The organism is Kitasatospora aureofaciens (assembly GCF_001188955.3).
Taxonomy (GTDB): Bacteria; Actinomycetota; Actinomycetes; order Streptomycetales; family Streptomycetaceae; genus Kitasatospora; species Kitasatospora aureofaciens.
This window is the reverse complement of record NZ_JPRF03000075.1, coordinates 1-19,932: the sequence shown is the minus strand read 5'-3', so window position 1 is coordinate 19,932 and position 19,932 is coordinate 1. Positions and strand designations below refer to the sequence as shown.

The 19,932-nt window shown below is 73.9% G+C and carries 16 protein-coding genes, 2 rRNA genes and 1 pseudogene; 4 read left to right on the top strand and 15 right to left on the bottom strand.

Annotated features, from left to right (window positions below):
* Positions 1-341: 341 nt before the first annotated feature.
* Positions 342-989: an NUDIX domain-containing protein gene (locus HS99_RS35455; RefSeq protein ID WP_030290166.1), complete on the bottom strand. Its 648-nt coding sequence runs from the start codon at positions 987-989 to the stop codon at positions 342-344.
* A 100-nt stretch (positions 990-1,089) separates the two neighbouring features.
* Positions 1,090-2,769 carry a CTP synthase gene (gene pyrG, locus HS99_RS35450; RefSeq protein WP_370863332.1) on the bottom strand — a complete coding sequence of 560 codons (1,680 nt, stop codon included), beginning with the start codon at positions 2,767-2,769 and terminating at the stop codon, positions 1,090-1,092.
* 722 nt (positions 2,770-3,491) lie between these two features.
* On the opposite strand from pyrG, the gene HS99_RS35445 reads away from it, so the two are divergent.
* The gene (locus HS99_RS35445; protein ID WP_050366516.1) at positions 3,492-5,489 is read left to right on the top strand and encodes a glycoside hydrolase family 15 protein; all 1,998 of its coding nucleotides are present in this window, start codon (positions 3,492-3,494) and stop codon (positions 5,487-5,489) included.
* A gap of 1 nt (position 5,490) precedes the next feature.
* Here the strand turns inward: HS99_RS35445 and HS99_RS35440 are convergent, their stop codons facing one another.
* The 3 genes from HS99_RS35440 to yczE all read right to left on the bottom strand — a co-directional run bounded on the left by HS99_RS35440 (position 5,491) and on the right by yczE (position 9,238).
* Positions 5,491-6,657 carry a glycosyltransferase family 4 protein gene (locus tag HS99_RS35440; protein ID WP_030558149.1) on the bottom strand — a complete coding sequence of 389 codons (1,167 nt, stop codon included), beginning with the start codon at positions 6,655-6,657 and terminating at the stop codon, positions 5,491-5,493.
* 180 nt (positions 6,658-6,837) lie between these two features.
* The gene (gene recN / locus HS99_RS35435; protein WP_030558148.1) at positions 6,838-8,571 is read right to left on the bottom strand and encodes a DNA repair protein RecN; all 1,734 of its coding nucleotides are present in this window, start codon (positions 8,569-8,571) and stop codon (positions 6,838-6,840) included.
* Between the two features lie 88 nt (positions 8,572-8,659).
* On the bottom strand, positions 8,660-9,238 hold the full coding sequence (yczE, locus tag HS99_RS35430; RefSeq protein ID WP_046385386.1) for a membrane protein YczE: 579 nt from the start codon (positions 9,236-9,238) through the stop codon (positions 8,660-8,662).
* Between the two features lie 280 nt (positions 9,239-9,518).
* Between yczE and yczR the strand changes: the two genes are divergently transcribed.
* The gene (gene yczR / locus HS99_RS35425) at positions 9,519-11,039 is read left to right on the top strand and encodes a MocR-like transcription factor YczR (protein ID WP_046385379.1); all 1,521 of its coding nucleotides are present in this window, start codon (positions 9,519-9,521) and stop codon (positions 11,037-11,039) included.
* Between the two features lie 21 nt (positions 11,040-11,060).
* On the opposite strand, the gene HS99_RS35420 is transcribed toward yczR, so the two are convergent.
* From HS99_RS35420 to HS99_RS35405, 4 genes are all read right to left on the bottom strand, one after another.
* Complete coding sequence (locus HS99_RS35420; RefSeq protein WP_030290941.1) at positions 11,061-11,969, bottom strand: NAD kinase; 909 nt, start codon at positions 11,967-11,969, stop codon at positions 11,061-11,063.
* Positions 11,970-12,060: 91 nt separating this feature from the next.
* Complete coding sequence (locus HS99_RS35415) at positions 12,061-12,867, bottom strand: TlyA family RNA methyltransferase (RefSeq protein ID WP_030290943.1); 807 nt, start codon at positions 12,865-12,867, stop codon at positions 12,061-12,063.
* A gap of 36 nt (positions 12,868-12,903) precedes the next feature.
* The gene (locus tag HS99_RS35410) at positions 12,904-13,110 is read right to left on the bottom strand and encodes a hypothetical protein (protein WP_033355582.1); all 207 of its coding nucleotides are present in this window, start codon (positions 13,108-13,110) and stop codon (positions 12,904-12,906) included.
* Positions 13,094-13,948, bottom strand: a complete 855-nt coding sequence (locus HS99_RS35405; RefSeq protein WP_050366517.1) for a hypothetical protein — start codon at positions 13,946-13,948, stop codon at positions 13,094-13,096. Before HS99_RS35405 ends, HS99_RS35410 begins: the two co-directional genes overlap by 17 nt.
* A 157-nt stretch (positions 13,949-14,105) precedes the next feature.
* Between HS99_RS35405 and HS99_RS35400 the strand changes: the two genes are divergently transcribed.
* Positions 14,106-14,453: an SCP2 sterol-binding domain-containing protein gene (locus HS99_RS35400; protein WP_030290947.1), complete on the top strand. Its 348-nt coding sequence runs from the start codon at positions 14,106-14,108 to the stop codon at positions 14,451-14,453.
* Between the two features lie 16 nt (positions 14,454-14,469).
* Here HS99_RS35400 and HS99_RS35395 read toward each other — a convergent pair whose 3' ends face one another.
* Together HS99_RS35395 and HS99_RS35390 are read right to left on the bottom strand one after the other, a co-directional pair.
* Positions 14,470-15,510, bottom strand: coding sequence for an HAD-IIA family hydrolase (locus HS99_RS35395; RefSeq protein ID WP_030290949.1), 1,041 nt, complete (start codon positions 15,508-15,510; stop codon positions 14,470-14,472).
* 56 nt (positions 15,511-15,566) lie between these two features.
* Entirely contained in the window at positions 15,567-16,160 is a 594-nt protein-coding gene (locus HS99_RS35390; protein ID WP_078657233.1) for a tetratricopeptide repeat protein, read from the bottom strand.
* A gap of 92 nt (positions 16,161-16,252) precedes the next feature.
* On the opposite strand from HS99_RS35390, the gene HS99_RS35385 reads away from it, so the two are divergent.
* Positions 16,253-17,623 (top strand): DUF1015 family protein, encoded by a 1,371-nt coding sequence (locus HS99_RS35385; RefSeq protein WP_078867775.1) that lies wholly within the window; start codon positions 16,253-16,255, stop codon positions 17,621-17,623.
* A 71-nt stretch (positions 17,624-17,694) separates the two neighbouring features.
* Here the strand turns inward: HS99_RS35385 and HS99_RS35380 are convergent, their stop codons facing one another.
* From HS99_RS35380 to HS99_RS35370, 4 genes and pseudogenes are all read right to left on the bottom strand, one after another.
* Positions 17,695-18,627, bottom strand: coding sequence for a tetratricopeptide repeat protein (locus HS99_RS35380; protein ID WP_191093656.1), 933 nt, complete (start codon positions 18,625-18,627; stop codon positions 17,695-17,697).
* A 21-nt stretch (positions 18,628-18,648) separates the two neighbouring features.
* Positions 18,649-19,281: pseudogene (locus HS99_RS48615) on the bottom strand (tetratricopeptide repeat protein); the annotation flags it as partial.
* 301 nt (positions 19,282-19,582) lie between these two features.
* Positions 19,583-19,699, bottom strand: a 5S ribosomal RNA gene (gene rrf, locus HS99_RS35375).
* 108 nt (positions 19,700-19,807) lie between these two features.
* Positions 19,808-19,932 (bottom strand): 23S ribosomal RNA (locus HS99_RS35370); the annotation flags it as partial.

Genomic DNA, 19,932 nt, shown 5'->3' with positions numbered 1-19,932 from the left:
CAGCTCGGCGCGCCGCCCGGCGAACAGCGCGGGCCCGGCCGGCAGCCGGTCGAGCCCCGGAACGGCGCTCGCGGGCGCGTCGGGGCCGGAGTCCATCGTCGCCGTCTTCCTCGCCACCCGTGCCCACTCCCGACGTCATCCCGCGCTCAGCGCCCCGGCGCGAAAAAGCGGGCGGCCCGGGACGGGCGCCCTGTCCGGGAAGCGTAGTTCGACCGTCCGGCTGATCAGAGGTGACATCCGGTCGTACGAACCGGCAAATCATCCCAAGGCATCAAGCCGGGTCGTTCGCCGACGTCCCCCGGGGCGCCCGCTGCCCGGTGGGGCTCACGCCTCGGACGGGCTCACGCCTCGAACGGCCGGGCCGGCCACGGGGCGTCCGGGCGGCGCAGCGCGTCCAGGCCGTCCGGGGAGGTCAGCGCGGCGTGCAGGGCGAGGGTGCCGGTGATCAGGGTCGGGTTGTGCAGCTGACCGGCGTGGATCAGCCGGATCAGCTCGGGCACCGGCACCCAGGCGACCTCGATCTCCTGCTCCTCGCCCTCGGCCGCGTAGCGCTCGCCCTCGGCGTCCGACAGGTCGGTCGCCAGGAACATCCGCAGCGCCTCGTCGGTGCCGCCCGGGGAGGTGTAGTAGTCGGCCAGGATCCGCCAGGTGTCGGCCTTGCAGTGGGCCTCCTCGTACAGCTCGCGCTGGGCGGCGTGCCACGGGTTCTCGCCCGGCACGTCGAGCAGGCCGGCCGGCAGCTCCCACAGCCGCTGGCGGACCGGGTGGCGGTACTGGCGCAGCACCAGCACCCGCTCCTTGTCGTCCAGGGCGAGTACGGAGACCGAGCCGGGGTGGGTCTGGTAGTCGCGCCGGGCCCAGCTGCCGTCGGGCATCCGGACCTCCTCGCTGCGCACGCCGGTGACCTTGCCCTGGAACGGCGTGGTGCTGCCCCGGACCTCCCACTCCTCGGCCGTGTCGGCGATCACCAGGTCGCGCTGCTCGTCCATCGCTCTCCCCTTTTCGTCAGTACGACACAATCTAACGCCGGACGGCGGCTCCACGGGAATCGCGGAGCCGCCGTCCGGTGAACGACCGAGGAGGAGACGACTACTCGGCGGGCGCGGTCTTGATGTCGATGGCGGCCTTGACCAGGCCCGCGAACAGCGGGTGCGGGCGGGTCGGGCGGGACTTCAGCTCCGGGTGGGCCTGGGTGGCCACCAGGTACGGGTGCACCTCGCGCGGGTACTCCACGTACTCGACCAGATCGCCCTTGGGCGACAGGCCCGAGAACTGCAGGCCGGTCTTCTCCAGGTCCGCACGGTAGGCGTTGTTCACCTCGTAGCGGTGACGGTGGCGCTCCTCGACGTACTGCTCACCGCCGTACACCTCACGCACGATCGAGCCCTCCGCCAGCTTGGCCGGGTACAGGCCCAGACGCATCGTGCCGCCCAGATCGCCCTTGCCGTCCACGATGGCCAGCTGCTCCGCCATCGTGGAGATCACCGGGTGCCTGGCCGCGGCGTCGAACTCCGTCGAGTTCGCCTCCGGCAGACCCGCAAGGTTGCGCGCGGCCTCGATCACCACGCACTGCAGACCCAGGCACAGCCCCAGCAGCGGGACCTTGTTCTCCCGCGCGTAGGTGATGGCACCCACCTTGCCGTTGACGCCCCGGTCCCCGAACCCGCCGGGAACGCAGATCGCGTCCACGTCACCCAGCTGCTCCCGCGCGCCCTCCGGGCTCTCGCAGTCGTCCGAGGTCACCCACTTGATCTCGACCCGGGCGTTGTTGGCGAAACCACCGGCGCGCAGCGCCTCGGTCACCGACAGGTAGGCGTCCGGCAGGTCGATGTACTTGCCGACCAGGGCGACCTTGACGATGTGCTGCGGCTCGTGGACGCGGCGCAGCAGGTCGTCCCAGGTGGTCCAGTCGACGTCGCGGAAGGGCAGGTCCAGGCGGCGTACGACGTAGGCGTCCAGGCCTTCGCCGTGGAGGACCTTGGGGATGTCGTAGATCGACTTGGCGTCGATGGCCGCGACCACCGCTTCCTCGTCGACGTCGCACATCAGGGAGATCTTGCGCTTGATGGCCTGGGGGACCTCGCGGTCGGCGCGCAGCACGACGGCGTCGGGCTGGATGCCGATGTTGCGCAGCGCGGCGACGGAGTGCTGGGTGGGCTTGGTCTTGAGCTCGCCCGAGGGGCCGATGTAGGGCAGCAGGGAGACGTGCACGAAGAACACGTTGTCGCGGCCGACCTCGTGGCGGACCTGGCGCACGGCCTCCAGGAACGGCAGCGACTCGATGTCGCCGACCGTGCCGCCGACCTCGGTGATCACCACGTCGACGTCCTCGGTCGCCATCCGGCGGATCCGGGACTTGATCTCGTTGGTGATGTGCGGGATGACCTGGACGGTGTCGCCCAGGTACTCCCCGCGGCGCTCCTTGGCGATGACCGTCGAGTACACCTGCCCGGTGGTCACGTTCGCCGAGCCGTGCAGGTTGGTGTCCAGGAAGCGCTCGTAGTGACCGATGTCCAGGTCGGTCTCGGCGCCGTCGTCGGTGACGAAGACCTCACCGTGCTGGAACGGGTTCATCGTCCCGGGGTCCACGTTGAGGTACGGGTCCAGCTTCTGCATCGTCACGCGCAGGCCGCGGGCCTTGAGCAGCGCGCCCAGGCTGGAGGCGGTCAGCCCCTTGCCGAGCGAAGAGGCGACACCCCCGGTGACGAAGAGGTGCTTGGTCGTCACGGCGCGGCCGTTCGCTGCCTTGCCGGAATGGGGCTGTGCCAAGAGGGGGCTCCCGTGGGTCGCGTGTCGAAGGTGACGTGGGCGGGAGGCTCGCGGCTCGCCGGGCGACGGAGGCCGCGAGTGCTCGGCGCTCGTAGGGTCGTCGGTTCGGCTGGTCCGGGGCGTTTGACCCCGCCGGTCCACGGGATACCAGGGTATCAGTGACCTGACCGGGACGCCTTTCGGCCCGCGCGCGGCACTCGGGGAGCGTACGCCGGGCGCACCACCCGGCGCATCATGCGCCGCACGAGTCACACCGGTCGCACCACCCACCGGACCGGGCCAGCCGGAGCGCACCGTCCGGGCCATTCCGGCTCCTCCGTTACGGCCACCCGGAGCTGATCCTTCCGGACCATCCTGCGCCGCGCCCCCGCGATGCACGGCATTTCCGCCGAATTGCGGCGCCACACGAGGCTGCGCCCGCGTGCTTCGCCCCTTTCGTCCGTCGTAAGCTGCACGGACGCATCGCGACAGCACGAGCACGCGGAGGGCGTGGGAGCGTCAGGACACTCCCGGTCCCCGATGCGCGACCGGACCTCCCCGTAATCCAGCTCCTTCCCACCCACCCCCAGGGGCTCGACCGAGCCCCGCGCGGACACTCCAGCAAGGCCCGCCACCACCCCCCGGCGGGCCGGACGTCCCGGGGTGAACCCCCGGCCCCGCAGACCGCTCGCTCCCTGGTTCGTTCGCCGATGCCCTGACCACATTGCGAACTGGAGATCCACGTGGCCGGCCGTATCGAGGACTACGCACTCATCGGGGACATGCAGACCGCTGCCCTGGTCAGCAGGGACGGGGCGGTGGACTGGCTCTGCCTGCCCCGCTTCGACTCGCCGGCCGTGTTCGCCGGCCTGCTCGGCACCGATGAACACGGCTTCTGGCGGATCGGTCCGGCCGAGGCCGTCGTGACCGAGCTCCCCGCCCCGGCCGCCACGACCCCCGCCGCCGTCGGCCGGGTCCGCATCGCCACCCCCGGCGACCTGCGCGTGCCCCCGCCCACCGCCGCCGCCCCCGCCCTGCCCGCCGACCGGCGCCGCTACCGGGGCGACTCGCTGATCCTGGAGCAGGAGTGGGACACCCAGGGCGGCACCGTCCGGGTGATCGACTTCATGCCGCCCCGCCCGCTGGCCGGCCGGGACGCCGTCCCCCAGGTGATCCGGATCGTCGAGGGCGTGGCCGGCGCCGTCCGGATGCGCTCGGCGCTGCGGATGCGCTTCTCGTACGGCCGGATCGTCCCCTGGGTGCACCGGGTCGAGCAGGCCGACGGCGGCCACCGCACCGTCGCCATGGCCGGCCCCGACTCGGTCTGGCTGGACGGCGAGGCCGAGACCTACGGCCGAGACCTGACGACGTACGCCGACTTCACCGTCCGGGCCGGCGATCGGATCGCCTTCGCCCTCACCTGGCAGGCCTCCCACCTGGAGCCCCCGGACGTCCCGGACGCCGAGGCGATGCTCGACGCCACCGCCGACTTCTGGCACGACTGGGCCGACCAGTGCACCTACCAGGGCCCCTACCGCGAGGCCGTGGTCCGATCGCTGATCACCCTCAAGGGCCTCACCTACGCCCCCACCGGCGGCATCGTCGCCGCGCCCACCACCTCCCTGCCGGAGGACATCGGCGGCGAACGCAACTGGGACTACCGCTACACCTGGCTGCGCGACGCCGCGATCACCCTGTCCTCGTTGCTGCGCACCGGCTACCGCGAGGAGGCCAAGGCCTGGCGGGAGTGGCTGCTGCGGGCCGTCGCCGGGGACCCGGAGAACCTGCAGATCATGTACGGCATCGCCGGCGAGCGCGAGCTCAACGAGACCTCGCTGGAGTGGCTGCCCGGCTACGAGGGCTCCCAGCCCGTCCGGGTCGGCAACGGCGCCGCCGGGCAGCTCCAGCTCGACGTCTACGGCGAGGTGGTGGAGGCCCTGCACCTGGCCCACATGACCGGCCTGGTCCGCAACGACCACGCCCACCACCTCCAGCTCCGCCTGATCGAGTACCTGGAGGACCACTGGCAGAACCCGGACGAGGGCATCTGGGAGGTCCGCGGCCCGCGCCGACACTTCGTCCACTCCAAGGTGATGGCCTGGGTCGCGGTCGACCGCACCATCAAGCTGCTGGAGCAGACCCCCGACGACGCCCCCGCCGACGGCCACCTGGAGCGCTGGCGCGAACTGCGCGACACCATCCACCGGGACGTCTGCGAGAAGGGCTACGACCCGGAGCGCAACACCTTCACCCAGTACTACGGCGGCCAGGAGCTCGACGCCTCGCTGCTGCTCATCCCCCAGGTCGGCTTCCTGCCGCCGGACGACAAGCGGGTGATCGGCACCATCGAGGCGATCCAGCGCGAACTGTCCACCGAGGACGGCTTCGTGCTGCGCTACCCGACCCACGACGAGACGGGCAACAACGTCGACGGGCTGTCCGGCCACGAGGGCGCCTTCCTGGCCTGCTCCTTCTGGCTGGCCGACGACCTCGCCATGATCGGGCGGGTCCAGGAGGCCCGCGAGCTGTTCGACCGGCTGCTGTCGCTGCGCAACGACCTCGGACTGCTCGCCGAGGAGTGGGACCCGCGGCTCAAGCGCCAGGTCGGCAACTTCCCGCAGGCCTTCAGCCACGTCCCGCTGATCGACACCGCCCTGCGGCTGACCGCCTGCGGCGCCGCCTACCTGTCGGCCCAGCCGGACGGCCCGGCCGCCGACCGGATCGAGCAGGCGACGGTCTAGGTCAGGCGCGCTGGACCAACTCGTCGTAGGTGCTGAGCACCTGGGCGACGGTGGCGGCCTCGTCCGGCCAGGTCTCGGCCTGCTGCCGGCCGGCCGCCACCAACCGCTCGCGGCGGGCCGGGTCGGCCAGCAGCTCGCGCACCGCCCGGCCGAGCGCCGCCGGATCGCCGGGCGCCACCAGCACGGCGGCGTCGCCGACCAGTTCGGGGATGCCGCCGACGGCGGTGGCGACCACCGGCACACCGGCCCGCATCGCCTCCTGGACCACCAGCGAACGGGCCTCCCAGCGGCTGGAGACCACCACCACGTCGGCGGCGGCCAGCAGGTCGGGCACGTCGGTGCGGTAGCCGAGCAGTCGCACCGGCAGCTTCTCGGCGGTCACCCGCTCGCGCAGCGGGACCGCCTCCGGGCCGTCCCCGGCGAGCAGCAGCAGCGGCTCCGGGTCCAGCGCGGACAGCTCGCCGGTGGCGTCCAGCAGCAGCCCGAAGGCCTTCTGCGGGACGAGCCGGCCGACCGCAAGCACCAGCGGGCGGTCCGGTCCGTCGCCGAGCAGTGCGGCCCGCGCCTCGGCCCGGCCGATCCGGCCCTCGGGCATCGGCGGGGCGGCCACCGGGCCCAGCCGGGCGTCGGTGGCGCCCAGCTCGCGGGCCCGGGCGACCAGGTCGGAGGAGGCGCCGAGGACCAGGTCGGCGGCGCGCGCCACCCGGCGCTCCATCAGCCGCTGCAGGCGCCGCTCCATGCCGGTGGCCAGCAGCGCGTGGTGCGAGGTGACCACCAGCGGAGTCTCCGGGCGCAGGCCCGGGAACCGGCCGGCGGTGCGCAGCGCGAGGTCGGACAGCAGCCCGGCGCGCAGCCCGTGGGCGTGCACCACGTCGGCGCCGGTGAAGGCCCGGCGCAGTTCGCCGATCGCGGTGGCGTCGCTGCGGGCGCCCGCTGTGGGGGTGATGTCGACCGTGTGGAACCGCGCGCCCGTGCGGGAGAAGCCGAACAGCGCGTCCGTACCGGCCGGTGCGCAGACCGTCACGATCACCCCGTGCGCCACCAGGCCCTGGGCCAGGGAGCGCACGTGCGCACCGATGCCGCCGGTGCTGGCGGCCAGGACGAGTACCACGTGCAGCTGCCCCGGTTCGGGGGCGGCCGCGGTGGCCCGGGCAGCGGAATGGTCCACGTCGTCTCGCATCCGACTCGATCAGGTTCGCGCGCCGCTTCGCGAGGGTTGCCCGCCGGGCGGCGCTCGGGACTGGAAAGCCAGTGTCCAGCCGCCACCATGCCAGGTCGGCGGCCCTCTTGGACAGTCGGCGCCACGGGAGGCGCGCCGTCGTCCCGCGGTGAGGGCCGCCGCCCGGGACTACCGGTGGCGGGGGGCGCGGGCAGCGGCCAGCAGCTCTTCGGCGTGGGCGCGGCCCAGCTCCGAGTCCTCCAGGCCGGCCAGCATCCGGGAGAGTTCGCGCACCCGCTCCTCGTCGTTCAACACCTTGACGCCGGAACGGGTCACGGTCCCGTCGTTGGTCTTCTCCACCACCAGGTGCCGGTCCGCGAAGGCGGCGACCTGCGGGAGGTGGGTGACCACCACGACCTGGGCGGTTTCGGCCAGTTTGGCCAGCCGGCGGCCGATCTCGACCGCGGCCTTGCCGCCGACGCCCGCGTCCACCTCGTCGAACAGGTAGGTGGGAACGGGGTCGGCGCCCGCGAAGACCACCTCGACGGCGAGCATCACCCGGGACAGCTCACCGCCCGAGGCGCCCTTGGCGATCGGACGGGGCTGGGCGCCGGGGTGCGGGGCGAGCAGCACCTCGACCTCGTCCACGCCGTGCGGCCCGTACGCGACGCTTCGGCCGTCCACCTCGATCCCGGCCAGGTCGTCGACCCGGGTGATCGAGAAGGTCACCCGGGCGTGCGGCATGGCCAGTTCGGCGAGCTCGGCGGAGACGGCCTCGGCGAAGCGCCCGGCGGCGGCCTGCCGGGCGGCCGACACCTCGGCCGCCAGCTCGGCCAACTCGGCCCTCAGCTCGGTCTCCTGGGCGCCGAGCTGGTCGATCCGCTCGTCGTCGCCGTCGAGTTCGGCGAGCCGGGCGGAGCCGGCCTCGGCCCAGGCGATCACCTCGGCGAGGGTGTTCTCCTCGCCGCCGTACTTGCGCAGCAGCTGGGCCAGCACGGCCCGGCGGTCCTCGACCGCGGCCAGCCGCACCGGGTCGGCGTCCAGGTCGTCGGCGTAGCCGGCCAGGTCACCGGCGACGTCGGCCAGCAGGTAGCCGACCTCGTTCAGCCGGTCGGCCAGGGCGGCGAGGCGCTCGTCGTGGTGGCGCACCGCGTCCAGGGCGCGCCGGGACTGGGCGAGCAGGGTGCCCGCGTCCAGCGCCTCCGGGTCGGCCGGGTCGCCGGCCAGGGCGGCGTGGGCGAGGGTCGCCGCGGAGGACAGCGCGTCGGCGTGGCCGAGCCGCTCGGCCTCGGCGGCCAGCTCGACGTCCTCGCCGGCCACCGGCTCGGCGGCGGCGATCTCGTCCAGGCCGAAGCGGAGCAGGTCGGCCTCCTGGGCGCGCTCGCGGGCCCGGGTGGTCAGCTCCTCCAGGGTGGCCGAGACCTCGCGCAGGGCGCGGTAGGTCTCCCGGTAGCGGGCCAGCGGCTCGGCCACCGACTCGCCCGCGTAGCGGTCCAGCGCGCCGCGCTGGCGGGCCGGGCGCAGCAGCCGCTGCTGGTCGGTCTGGCCGTGCACGGCGATCAGGTCCTCGCCGAGCTCGGTGAGCAGCCCGACCGGGACGGCCCGCCCGCCGACGTACGCCCTGGAGCGCCCCTCGGCGGAGACGGTGCGGCTGACCAGCAGGGCGCCGTCGTCCAGTTCCGCCCCGGCCTCGACGGCGCGCGCCGCCACCGGGGAGTCGGCGGGCAGTTCCAGCCTGCCCTCCACCACGGCGCGCCCGGCGCCGTGCCGCACCAGGCCGGGGTCGGCGCGTCCGCCGAGCAGCAGGCCGAGGCTGGTCACGACCATGGTCTTGCCGGCGCCGGTCTCACCGGTCACGGCGGTGAAGCCGGGGGCCAGCTCGACCACCGCGTCGTCGATGACCCCAAGATCCCGTATCCGCATCTCGTCCAACACGGAGACGACCTTACGAGGTTCCGCCCCCGGAGCGCGACGAGCGGCAACGGCGCGCGGCAACTCGTTGCCGCCGAGTTCACCCCTTCCGGGAGGTTTGGGCGGCGGTGGGCACCGTGCACCACGGCAGGAAGAGCTGCACGAGCGGGCCGATCAGCAGCGCGTACACGACGGTGCCGACCCCGGCCGTGCCGCCGAGCAGCAGTCCGGCGGCCAGCACGGTCAGCTCGATGCCGGTGCGGATCAGCCGCAGCGAACGCCCGGTGCGCCGGTGCAGGCCGGTCATCAGGCCGTCGCGCGGGCCGGGGCCCAGGCGCGCGCCGATGTAGAGGCCCGAGGCCACGCCGTTGAGCACCACTGCGGCGGCCATCAGCGCCACCCGGCCGGGCAGGCCGTGCGGACCGCCGACCAGGCCCAGTGTGAGGTCCATCGCCGCGCCGATCATCAGCACGTTGGCGACGGTGCCCACCCCCGGGCGCTGGCGCAGCGGGATCCACAGCAGCAGGACCAGGGCCCCGCAGATCGTCACCCAGGCGCCCACGGTGAGGCCGAGCACCCGTTGCAGTCCCTGGTGGAAGACGTCCCAGGGATCCAGGCCGAGGCCGGAGCGGAGCATCAGCGCCATGCTCACCCCGTACAGGGTGAGGCCGACGGCCAGCTGCGGAAGGCGCCGGCCGAGCGCGTGGGTGTCGCCGAGGACCTGGACGGCGAGGCTCTGTCGAGCCGTTGCGGACGCGGGCGGGGCGCTCGGGGACGTCGTGGTGGTCGTGGCGGTCGTGGTGGTCGTGGCGGTCGTGGCGGCCAATGGTGCTCCTGCGGGTGGTGCCGCACCCCGGGGAGCGCCCCCGGTGGTGGCGGCTCGATGGCCGCCCTGCCATGATGGCCAGGCCAATGTGGCCCTCGACAGGGCCAATCCCGAGCAAGTGGACTGATGCGCCATGGCCGACTGGCACACCACCGTCACCCCGCCCGCGCTGGCCCGGCTGCTCGCCACCGCGCGGCTCCCCGAACCGGCCACCGCCCGCCGCCCCGCCTATCGCACCCTCGCCGGGCAGATCCGGCTGCTGGTCACCGAGGGCCGGCTGCCGGTCGGCGCCCGGCTGCCCGCCGAACGCGAGCTCGCCTCCGCCCTGGACCTCAGCCGCACCACCGTCGCCACCGCGTACGAGACCCTGCGCGGCGACGGCTACCTGCGCAGCCGGCGCGGCGCCGGCAGCTGGACCTCCCTGCCCGAGGGCGCCCCGCCGCCCAGCGACGCCCTGCACCCCGTCCCGCCGGACGAGCAGGGCCGGATCCTGGACCTCGGCGTCGCCGCCCTGCCCGCCCCGCAGCCCTGGCTCGGCCTGGCCGCCGCCCGGGCCGTCGAACTGCTGCCGCACTACGCCGCCGGACACGGCCACTACCCCACCGGCGTCCCGGTGCTGCGCGAGGCCGTCGCCCGCCGCTACACCGAGCGCGGACTGCCCACCACTCCCGACCAGATCCTGGTCACCACCGGCGCGATGGGCGGCCTGCACCTGATCCAGCGGGTCCTGGTCGGCCGCGGCGACCGGGTCGCCGTCGAGGCCCCCAGTTACGCCCACACCCTCCAGGCCCTGCGCCTCACCGGGGCCCGCCTGGTGCCGGTCCCGTACGCCGCCTCCTGGCACGGGCGAGCGGGCGGGGCACAGCCCCACTGGGACCTGGAGGAGTGGCAGCGGGTGCTGCGCGGGGCCGCCCCCAAGGTCTCGTACGTCATTCCGGACTTCCACAACCCGACCGGCGCGCTGGTCGACGAGGAGCAGCGCCGCCGACTGCTGGCCGCCGCCCGGGCGGCCGGGAGCGTCGTGCTGGTCGACGAGACCACCGCCGAACTCGGCTGGGGCGTCCCGGAGTCCACCCCGCTGCCGCGTCCGATGGCGGCGCTGGACCGCTCCGCCCAGGTGGTCTCCGTCGGCTCGGCCGGCAAGCTGCTCTGGGGCGGCCTGCGGATCGGCTGGGTCCGGGCCGCGCCCGCGCTCGTCCGGCGGCTGGCCTCCGAGCGGGTCTACAGCGACGTCGGCACCCCGGTGCTCGACCAGCTGATCGCCGCCGAGCTGCTGGGCGAGCCGCTCCCCGCCGTCCGCGCCCACCAGCTGGACCGGATGCGGGCCACCGCCCACGCCTTCGCCGCCGCGCTGTCCGAGCAGCTCCCGGACTGGAGTTTCGCGCTGCCGCCCGGCGGCCTCTCGCTCTGGGTCTCCACCGGCGGCCTGTCCGGCGCGGCGCTGGCCCGGGCCGGGGAGCCCGCCGGGGTGCGGATCGCGGCCGGCAACCGGTTCGGCTCGGACGGCGCCTTCGAGCACCACATCCGGATCCCGCTCACCGTGCCCGCCGCGGCCGTCCCCGCCGCCGTCGAGCGGCTGGCCGAGGTGGCCGCCCGCGCGACGGCGGGCGGCCGGTTCGGCCCGGCCGACGAGGGCCAGGCACTGGCGGTCTGACGCCGCGCCAGGCGCTTCGGGTCAGCAGGAGTGGTTCGACCGTCCGCGCCAACCCGTCACCGGGAGCGCGAACTTGGCCACCAGCCGGTCGGTGAACGGCGCCCGGTGCAGCCGGGCCAGCCGCACCGGCGTCTGCCCCCGGCGCACCTCCACCCGTGCCCCGGCGGGCAGTTCGACCGAACGCCGCCCGTCGCACCAGAGCACCCCGTGCGGGGTCTTGGGCTGCACCTCGACGGCCAGCACCGAGTCCGGCGAGGTCACCAGCGGCCGGGCGAACAGCGCGTGCGCGGAGATCGGCACCATCAGCAGCGCCTCCACCTCCGGCCACACCACCGGCCCGCCGCCCGAGAACGCGTACGCGGTCGAGCCGGTCGGCGTCGCGCAGACCACCCCGTCGCAGCCGAAGTTGGAGACCGGGCGGCCGTCCACCTCGGTCACCACCTCCAACATCCTTTCCCGGGACGCCTTCTCGATCGACGCCTCGTTCAACGCCCAGTCCTGGTGCACCACATCGCCGTTGGTCCGGACGATGACGTCGATCGTCATCCGCTCCTCGACCTCGTAGTCGGCCTCGACCACGCGCTCGACCACCACGGCCAGGTCGTCCCGCTCGGCCTCGGCCAGGAAGCCGACCCGGCCGAGGTTGATGCCCAGCATCGGCAGCCCGTGCGAACGCGCCAACTCCGCGCCGCGCAGCAGCGTCCCGTCGCCCCCGGCGACCAGGATCAGCTCGCAGCCGTCCGCCGCGCCCGGCCCCTCCGCGACCTCCTCGACCCCCTCCGGCAGGTCGAGGTCCACCGCCTCGGCCTCCAGCAGTCTGATCCGGAGCCCCGCCTTCAGCAGCCCGTGCACCAGGCCCTCGACGCTGCGCAGCGCCGCCTCCCGGCCGGTGTGCGCGATCAGGAAGACCGTACGTTCTTCATCGCTCATGCCGCTGCCCTCTCCCTACGTCAGCCGGGTCGCCCTTGGCCCGGTGCGGCCGCGCCTTACAGCATGACGGGCCGGACGCTCGCAGAGCACCCTATCGGGGCCCTTCCGCGACGGCCCGGTCCGCCTCCGCGGGGTCCAGCTGCGGGGCGTCGCGGCGCATCCAGAGGAAGTACTCGACGTTTCCGGACGGCCCGGGCAGAGGGCTGGCGGTGACGGCGCGCACCCCCAGCCCCAGCTGCCACGCCTGTCCGGCCACCTGGCGGACCATCTCGGCGCGCAGCTCCGGGCTGCGCACCACCCCGCCGCTGCCGAGCCGCTCCTTGCCGATCTCGAACTGCGGCTTGACCATCAGCACCAGGTCCGCGTCCTCGGCCGCGCAGCCGGCCAGCGCCGGCAGCACCAGGCCCAGCGAGATGAAGGACAGGTCACCGACCACCAGGTCGACGGGGGTGCCGCCGATCATCTCCCGGGTCAGTTCCCGGACGTTGGTGCGGTCCATCACCGTCACCCGCTCGTCGCTCTGCAGCGACCAGGCGAGCTGCCCGTAGCCGACGTCCACCGCCAGCACGTGGGCGGCCCCGGCCCGCAGCAGCACGTCGGTGAACCCTCCGGTGGAGGCGCCCGCGTCCAGCGCCCGGCGGCCCTCGACCACCAGGCCCTGCGGCACGAAGGCCGCGAACGCCCCGGCGAGCTTGTGCCCGCCGCGCGAGACGTAGTCGGGGTCGTTCTCGTCCTTGGCCACCACGACCGCCGCCGAGGTCTCCACCTGGGTGGCCGGCTTGGTCGCGGTGGTGCCGCCGACGGTCACCCGCCCGGCCGCGATCAGCTCGGACGCGTGCTCACGCGATCGGGCCAGCTTGCGGCGGACCAGCTCCGCGTCGAGTCGGCGTCGTGCCACTGCCACTGGTGCTTCAGCTCCTACGGGTCCTGCGGATCATTCCTGGTCGAGCGCGGCCAGCGTGTCGGCGAGCCGCTGGTGAACATCTTCGTACACCGCGACGTGTGCCTCGGCCGGGACCCCGTCCAGAGCATCCAGCCGGGCCAGCCCCGCGTCCACGCCGGGGTGCCCGGTGGGCAGCAGTTCGACGCCGAGCGGCTCGACCGTCTCCGCCCGGGCGCCGCCCTCACTCGTCCCGGACATCCGGCTTCTTCGCGCTGGTGGCCTTGCGGACGGTGGTCTTCTTCGTCGCCGTGCGCTTGGCCGCCGCCTTGGGCTCGGCGCCGTTGCGCTCCGGCTGCTTCCGCCGCGCGGCGGCGCTCTTCTTGACGGTCGCCTTCTTCGCGACGGCGGTCTTGCGCGCGGCTGCCTTCTTCGCGGCGGGCGCCCCCTCCGTCCCGCTGACGGGCGCCTCCTCCGTTCCGGTGACGGGCGCCCCCTTCTTCCCGGCGGCGGGGTCCTCGGCCACCTCGGCCACCGCCTCCCGCAGGGCGGCCTCCGTCTTCGGGGACAACGGCGGATCCACCTCGACCGGCTCGTCCACCTCCACCCGCTCGGCCACCGGCGGCTCCGTCGCCACCCGCTCGTCCTCGAACTCCCAGCCGCGCCCGAACAGGTCGTCCGCCCGGGGCGCCGGCGCCGGCGCGTCCTCCGGGTACGGCGCCACGTACGGGTTCGGGGCCGGCTTCGTCGCGGCCGGCTCCTCCTCGACCTCGCGCAGCTTGCTCTCCAGGTACGCCAGCACCACGCCGACCTTGGTCACCTGGTCGCCGACCTTCTCGAAGGCCTTCTCCACCTCGCTGCGCGCCACCCCGACGGCCAGGTCCACCCCGGCCCGCCCGGCGGTGACCGCCTCCTCCGCCAGGGTCTGCAGCGCCTTCGCCGACGGCGGGAACTGCCCGCCCAGCTTGCGCTCGACCTCCGACACGTCGACGCCGGTCTTCTCCAGGACCGCGGCCGCCGTGTCGGCGACCCGCTTGCCCACCTCCTCCACCACCACGGCGGCAGCCGCCACCGCTCCCCGCACCGTCCTCGGCAGCATCCGGGTGCCTCCTCCGCGCCTGCGCGCGCCTCGCTCCGTCGCCCATGGCGCCCGGGTGTTTCCGGGCACCCCACTGACGACGCTACCGCCAAAACCCTCCTGAGGTACCGTGGCCCGGCAGTCCGCACCACAGCGACCTGGGGATGGAGCGACCGCCATGGCGAACGCCGAGGAGTGCCGGGAAGCACTGGAACAGCTCAGCCGGAACATCGCGAACTCCACCGGCGACGTCCGCACGGCCGCCGCCCTCGACCGCTCGCTCAGCTGCCGGATCACCGACCTCGACCTGACCTTCACCGGGCAGCTGCGCGACGGCCGCATCCAGGACGTCGTCACCACACCCGGGCGGCCCACCGAGAAGGCCGCCATCCGGCTCACCATGGCCAGCGACGACCTGGTCGCCCTGGTCGGCGGCGACCTCAACTTCGCCGCCGCCTGGGCGAGCGGCCGGGTCAAGCTGGAAGCCGGGCTGCGCGACCTGCTGCGGCTGCGAAAACTGCTCTGAGGCGTGCGCCGAACGGTCAGAAGCCGAGCTCGGCCAGCGCCTTCCGCCCGTCCACCGGCCCGCCGTCCACCGCGTCCAGCGCCGTCCAGGCCGCCGCGCACAGCGCCCGAAGGCCGTCCCAGCGGTCCCCGGAGCCGGCCAGCCGCAGCGCGTCGCCCCCCGCCGTCGCGGTCCAGCCGCCGCAGGAGAAACCGCCGTCCGCGGCCTCCACCGCCGGCTGGGGGACCAGCAGGCCTCGCAGGTCGGCCGCCAGGTAGGTCGGCCGGTGCTCGACCGGGGCCGCCAGCAGCTGCCCCGGGGTGGTCACTCCGGTGAACACCAACAGGCTGTCCACCCCGCCATTGAACGCCCCCTCGATGTCCGTGTCCAGCCGGTCACCGACCACCAGCGGCCGCCGGGCGCCGGTCCGCAGCACGGTCTCCCGGTGCATCGGCGGCAGCGGCTTGCCCGCCACCTCCGGCTCCACCCCGGTCGCCGCCCGCACCGCCGCCACCAGCGTCCCGTTGCCGGGCGCGATGCCGCGCGCGGTCGGCACCGTCATGTCGGTGTTGGAGGCGACCCACGGCAGCCCGCTGCCCACGGCGTACGCGGCCTCCGCCAGCTGCGGCCAGCCCACCGACGGGTCGAAGCCCTGGACCACCGCGAGCGGCTCCTCCGCCATCGAGCGGACGGCCACCAGCCCGCGCTCGGCCAGCGCCTCCTCCAGCCCCAGGCCACCCACCACCAGCACCTTCGCCCCGGCGGGCACCTTCTCGGCCACCACCCGGGCGGCCGCCTGGGCCGAGTTGATGACGTCGGCCGGCTCGGCGGGCACGCCCAGCTCGGTCAGGTGCTCGGCGACCACCCGGGGCGGGCGGGAGGCGTTGTTGGTCACGTACGCGAGCCGCATCCCGGCCGTACGGGCGGCCGCCAGCGAGTCCACCGCGTGCTCGATCGCGTGCGGGCCGGCGTAGACCACGCCGTCCAGGTCCAGCAGCGCCGTGTCGTACGCCTCGGTCAGCGGGCGGTCGCTGCCGCCGGGGGCGGTCCGTCGCGCGGTGGTGGCCGTCTCGGTCATGCCCTGCCCAATCTCGTCCACCGCAGCGTCGTGGTGCACTGCGGTCCGTCTGCTCGTCACTGCCCGCCCGGTCGGGCGTCGTCGTCGACGCCCTCAGGCTCTCCCCCGGCCTGCCGCGGCAGGTCCGGTTCCGGCCCCTGGCTCTCGCGGTAGCCGGGTGCGCCGGGCAACAGCGGGCCGAACGCTCCGGCGCGGGCCGCCAGCGTCGCCCTGGTCTGCCGCAGCGCCGACCGGTAGTGGTCGGTCTCCGGGCGCATGGCCACGGCCAGCGCCAGGTGCTCGGCCGAGGTCTCGAAGTCGCCCAGCCGGGCCGCCGCCACGCCCCACCCGAACTGAGCGTAGTCGTCCGAGGGATCGGCCAGCGCCACGGCCCGGAAGTTCTCCAGTGCCGCCGCGTAGGAACCGGCGTCGAACTGCGCCCGGGCCAGTGCCTCCCGGATGCTGCGCGAGTGCGGCTCGGCCTCCGCCGCCCGGGCCAGCAGTTGCTCGGCCGCCGCCGGATGGCCCTGGGCCAGCAGCTTCGCGCCCCGGCGGAACCAGTCGTAGACGTCCCCCACGGGCTCCCCGGGCCGCCCCTGGGCCGGGACGCCCCCCGTCGGCGACTGCCCGTCCGGCACTCCGCCGTCCACCCGCTCCTGCCCGTCCTCCATGCCGTACCTCGCCCTCGGTCGTACACCCGCCCGACCGTTCGGGACGGGCGTTCCGATCTCTCAACAACGCGTACCCGGTTACGATGCCCAGAATGAGCACACCCAGTGCAGAAGACGGAGTCGAGACTCCCGTGGGCGGCCCCGGTGACCCCGGGCACGTCGCCACCGCAGGCCTGTCCCTGTCCCCCTTCCGTGGCCTGCGCTACGTCCCCGACCGGGTCGGCGCGCTGGCCGCGGTGATGTCCCCGCCGTACGACGTCGTCGACCCGGGGCGCCGGCTGGACCTGGAGACGGCCGACCCGCACAACGTGGTCCGGCTGATCCTGCCCCGGCCCGAGCCCGAGGACGCCGGCGACCGCCCCGACCGGGACACCAAGTACCGGCACGCGGCCCGGCTGCTCGCCGGCTGGCAGCGCGAGGGCATCCTCGCCGCCGACCCGGAACCGGCGATCTACGTCTACGAGCAACGGGTCCCCGGCACCGACGACACCCCCGAGCTGCTCCAGCGCGGCCTGATCGGCGCCCTCGCGGTGAGCGGCCCCGAGGTCGGCGTCGTCCTGCCCCACGAGGACGTCATGCCCCGGCCGGTCGCCGACCGGGTCGGACTGATGCGCACCACCCGGGCCAACCTCGAACCGCTGCTGCTCACCTACCGCGGCAACGGCGGCGCCTCCGGCGTCATCGAGCGGACGGTCGAGGGCGCGCCGCTGCTGTCCACCACGACCAGCGACGGCACCCACCACCGCCTGTGGGCCGTCACCGAGCCCGCCATGCTCGGCGAGATCAGCCGCGACCTGGCCACCTGCCGGGCGCTGATCGCCGACGGCCACCACCGCTGGGCGATGTACCTGCGGCTCCAGCGCGAGCACCGCCACCTGCCGCGCAGCCCGTGGGACCGCGGCATGGTGCTGCTGGTGGACACCGCCCGCTACCCGCTGCGGGTCCGCGCCATCCACCGCGTGCTGTACCGGCTGCCGGTGGCCGAGGCGATGGAGAAGCTCGGCGACCAGTGGAAGGTCAAGGAGGTGCCCGGCCCGCTGCCCGCCGCCCTCCAGGCGCTCGCCGAGCAGAAGCGGCACGGCGGCAACGGCTTCGTGCTGACCGGCGGCGACGGCGTCTTCTGGCTGCTCAGCGAGCCCGAGGAAGCCCTGATCGACGCGACCGTGCCGCACGACCGGCCCGAGGAGTGGCGCCACCTGGACGCCACCGTGCTGCACGAAACCCTGCTCGACCACACCTGGCACGTCCCCGACGGCCCCGACGACATCGGCTACCTGCACACCGCCGCGGCCGCCGAGCGCGAGGCGGCCCGCGCGGGCGGGACGGCCGTCCTGCTCCACCCGGTTCGCGAGAGCGTGGTGCGGCGACTGGCCGAGCAGGGCGTCACCATGCCTCGCAAGTCCACCTCGTTCGGGCCCAAGCCTGCCACCGGACTGGTGCTGCGCAGTCTTCCGCTGGGCTAGCGGGGCCCGGACGCCGTGAGGCCCTGCCGTTCCTCGGGGGAACGGCAGGGCCTCACGGTGTTTCAGGGCGCTCAGGCCTGGGCGTCGCCCTTGGCCTCGTCCTTGTCGGCCTTCTCGGCCTCGCCGGCCTCGTCCGCCTTGGCGTCCTCGGCACGCTCGGGCACCACGCCGTCGAAGTCCTCGTCGATCTCGAGGTCGTCCTCGTCGTAGTACTCCTCGACGTCCTCCTCGTCCTCGAAGATCACGCGGTCGTCGGCGTTGTCGCCGCCGCGCTTCTTCGCAGCCGGGGCGTCGGCCTGCTCGGCGTCGTCCTCGTCCAGCTCCGGGTCGAGCGCGTCGGTGAACTCCACGCCGTCGATCTCGGCCAGGCGCTCCGAGGCGTTGGTCGAACCGTCGGTGTCGGCCTCGGCGGCCTTGGCGAACCAGTCACGGGCCTCGTCGCCACGGCCGGCCGCGATCAGCGCCTCGGCGTAGGCGTACCGCAGGCGCGCGGTCCACGGGTGCACGGCGCTGGAGGCCAGCTCCGGGCTCTGCAGGGTCACGACGGCGGCGTCGAACTGCTCCATGTCGCTGCGGGCACCGGCCGCCACCAGGCGCATCTCGACCTGGCCGGCCTTGTCCAGCTGCTTCACCTCGGGCTCACCGGCCATCGCCAGCGCCCGCTCCGGACGGCCCAGACCGCGCTCGCAGTCGGCCATCACGGGCCACAGGTCGGCACGGCCGGTCATCCGACGGGCGGCGCGGAACTCGGTCAGCGCCTCGGAGTACCGCTGCGTCATGTACGAGGCGAACCCGGCAGCTTCGCGGACGGCGGCCACGCGGGAGGCCAGCCGCAGCGCGACGCGGGAGTACTGGTAGGCCTCCTCCGGCTCACCGTCGAGCAGACGCGCCACCATCACCAGGTTGCGGGCGACGTCGTCGGCGAGGGTCTTGGGCAGGCTCTTGAGCTCCTGGCGCACGTCCGCGTCCAGCTCGAAGCCGGTGACGTCCTCCGGGATCGGCAGGCGCTTGACCGGCTCGTAGTTGCCGCGGCGGTCGTCGTAGTCCCGACGGTCCCGGTCGCCGCCACGGTCGTCCCGGCGGTCGCCGCCACGGAAGCCGCCCTGGCGGTCGTCACGGCGGAACCCGCCACGGTCGCCACCTCGGTCGTCACGACGGAACCCGCCGCCACCGGACGGACGGTCGTCACGACGGTAGCCGCCACGGTCGTCACGGTCACGGTTGAAACCACCCTGCGGGCGGTCATCGCGGCGGAAACCACCACGGTCGCCGGACGGACGGTCGTCGCGACGGAAACCACCGCGGTCGCCGCCACGGTCGTCACGGTCGCGGTAGGACGGACGCTCGTCACGACGCGGACGGTCGTCACGCTCGTCACGACGGAAGCCACCCGGGCGGTCGTCACGACGGAACCCGCCACGGTCGCCGGACGGACGGTCGTCACGACGGAAGCCGCCACGGTCGTCACGGTCACGGTTGAAACCACCCTGCGGGCGGTCATCGCGGCGGAAGCCACCACCCTGCGGACGGTCGTCGCGACGGAAACCACCGCGGTCGCCACCGCGGTCGTCACGGTCGCGGTAGGACGGACGCTCGTCACGACGCGGACGGTCGTCACGCTCGTCACGACGGTTGCCGCCACGGTCGTTGGACCAGCCCCCACGCGACCGGGGCTCATAGCCTCGGCCGTCGTCCGATCGACGCTCGGGACGGCCCTCGGGCTGGTTCGACATCCTGGTGACTCCTTCTGCTGCTTCAGCTCCACCGCGGACTGTGCAACATCAGTGCCGTCACGCGGTATCGGCGCCGGCCTCCTGGCCGTGCACCATCTCCATTGTCCGGCATCCCGGAAGCCTCCGCGCCTGGGCGAAAGTCCCGGCCTGCCGGCCTCGTGCAAGTTCGCAAAACAAAAAAGGCCGCGGCCCCAGCGAGTCGCTGGGGCCGCGGCCTTGAATAATTGTTCGGCGGCGTCCTACTCTCCCACAGGGTCCCCCCTGCAGTACCATCGGCGCTGTGAGGCTTAGCTTCCGGGTTCGGAATGTAACCGGGCGTTTCCCTCACGCTATGACCACCGAAACCCTATCGGGTATTCAGCGAAACACACTTTTCAGTTGAATAAGTGTTTCTTGTTCGCCGGCGATAGCTGTTCGCTACCCGGGAACCACACAGTGAACGCGAGCGTCTGAGGACAAGCCCTCGGCCTATTAGTACCGGTCAACTCCACCCCTCACAGGGCTTCCATATCCGGCCTATCAACCCAGTCGTCTACTGGGAGCCTTACCCTCTCAAGGAGGTGGGAGTGCTCATCT

What these genes read in the sequence shown, in the direction of transcription:
- HS99_RS35455 (WP_030290166.1), bottom strand. Translation starts at nt 989, where the DNA reads ATGGACGAGCAGCGCGACCTGGTGATCGCCGACACGGCCGAGGAGTGG.
- recN (WP_030558148.1), bottom strand. Translation starts at nt 8,571, where the DNA reads ATGCGGATACGGGATCTTGGGGTCATCGACGACGCGGTGGTCGAGCTG.
- yczR (WP_046385379.1), top strand. Translation starts at nt 9,519, where the DNA reads ATGGCCGACTGGCACACCACCGTCACCCCGCCCGCGCTGGCCCGGCTG.
- HS99_RS35420 (WP_030290941.1), bottom strand. Translation starts at nt 11,969, where the DNA reads ATGAGCGATGAAGAACGTACGGTCTTCCTGATCGCGCACACCGGCCGG.
- HS99_RS35410 (WP_033355582.1), bottom strand. Translation starts at nt 13,110, where the DNA reads ATGTCCGGGACGAGTGAGGGCGGCGCCCGGGCGGAGACGGTCGAGCCG.
- HS99_RS35405 (WP_050366517.1), bottom strand. Translation starts at nt 13,948, where the DNA reads ATGCTGCCGAGGACGGTGCGGGGAGCGGTGGCGGCTGCCGCCGTGGTG.
- HS99_RS35400 (WP_030290947.1), top strand. Translation starts at nt 14,106, where the DNA reads ATGGCGAACGCCGAGGAGTGCCGGGAAGCACTGGAACAGCTCAGCCGG.
- HS99_RS35395 (WP_030290949.1), bottom strand. Translation starts at nt 15,510, where the DNA reads ATGACCGAGACGGCCACCACCGCGCGACGGACCGCCCCCGGCGGCAGC.
- HS99_RS35390 (WP_078657233.1), bottom strand. Translation starts at nt 16,160, where the DNA reads ATGGAGGACGGGCAGGAGCGGGTGGACGGCGGAGTGCCGGACGGGCAG.
- HS99_RS35385 (WP_078867775.1), top strand. Translation starts at nt 16,253, where the DNA reads ATGAGCACACCCAGTGCAGAAGACGGAGTCGAGACTCCCGTGGGCGGC.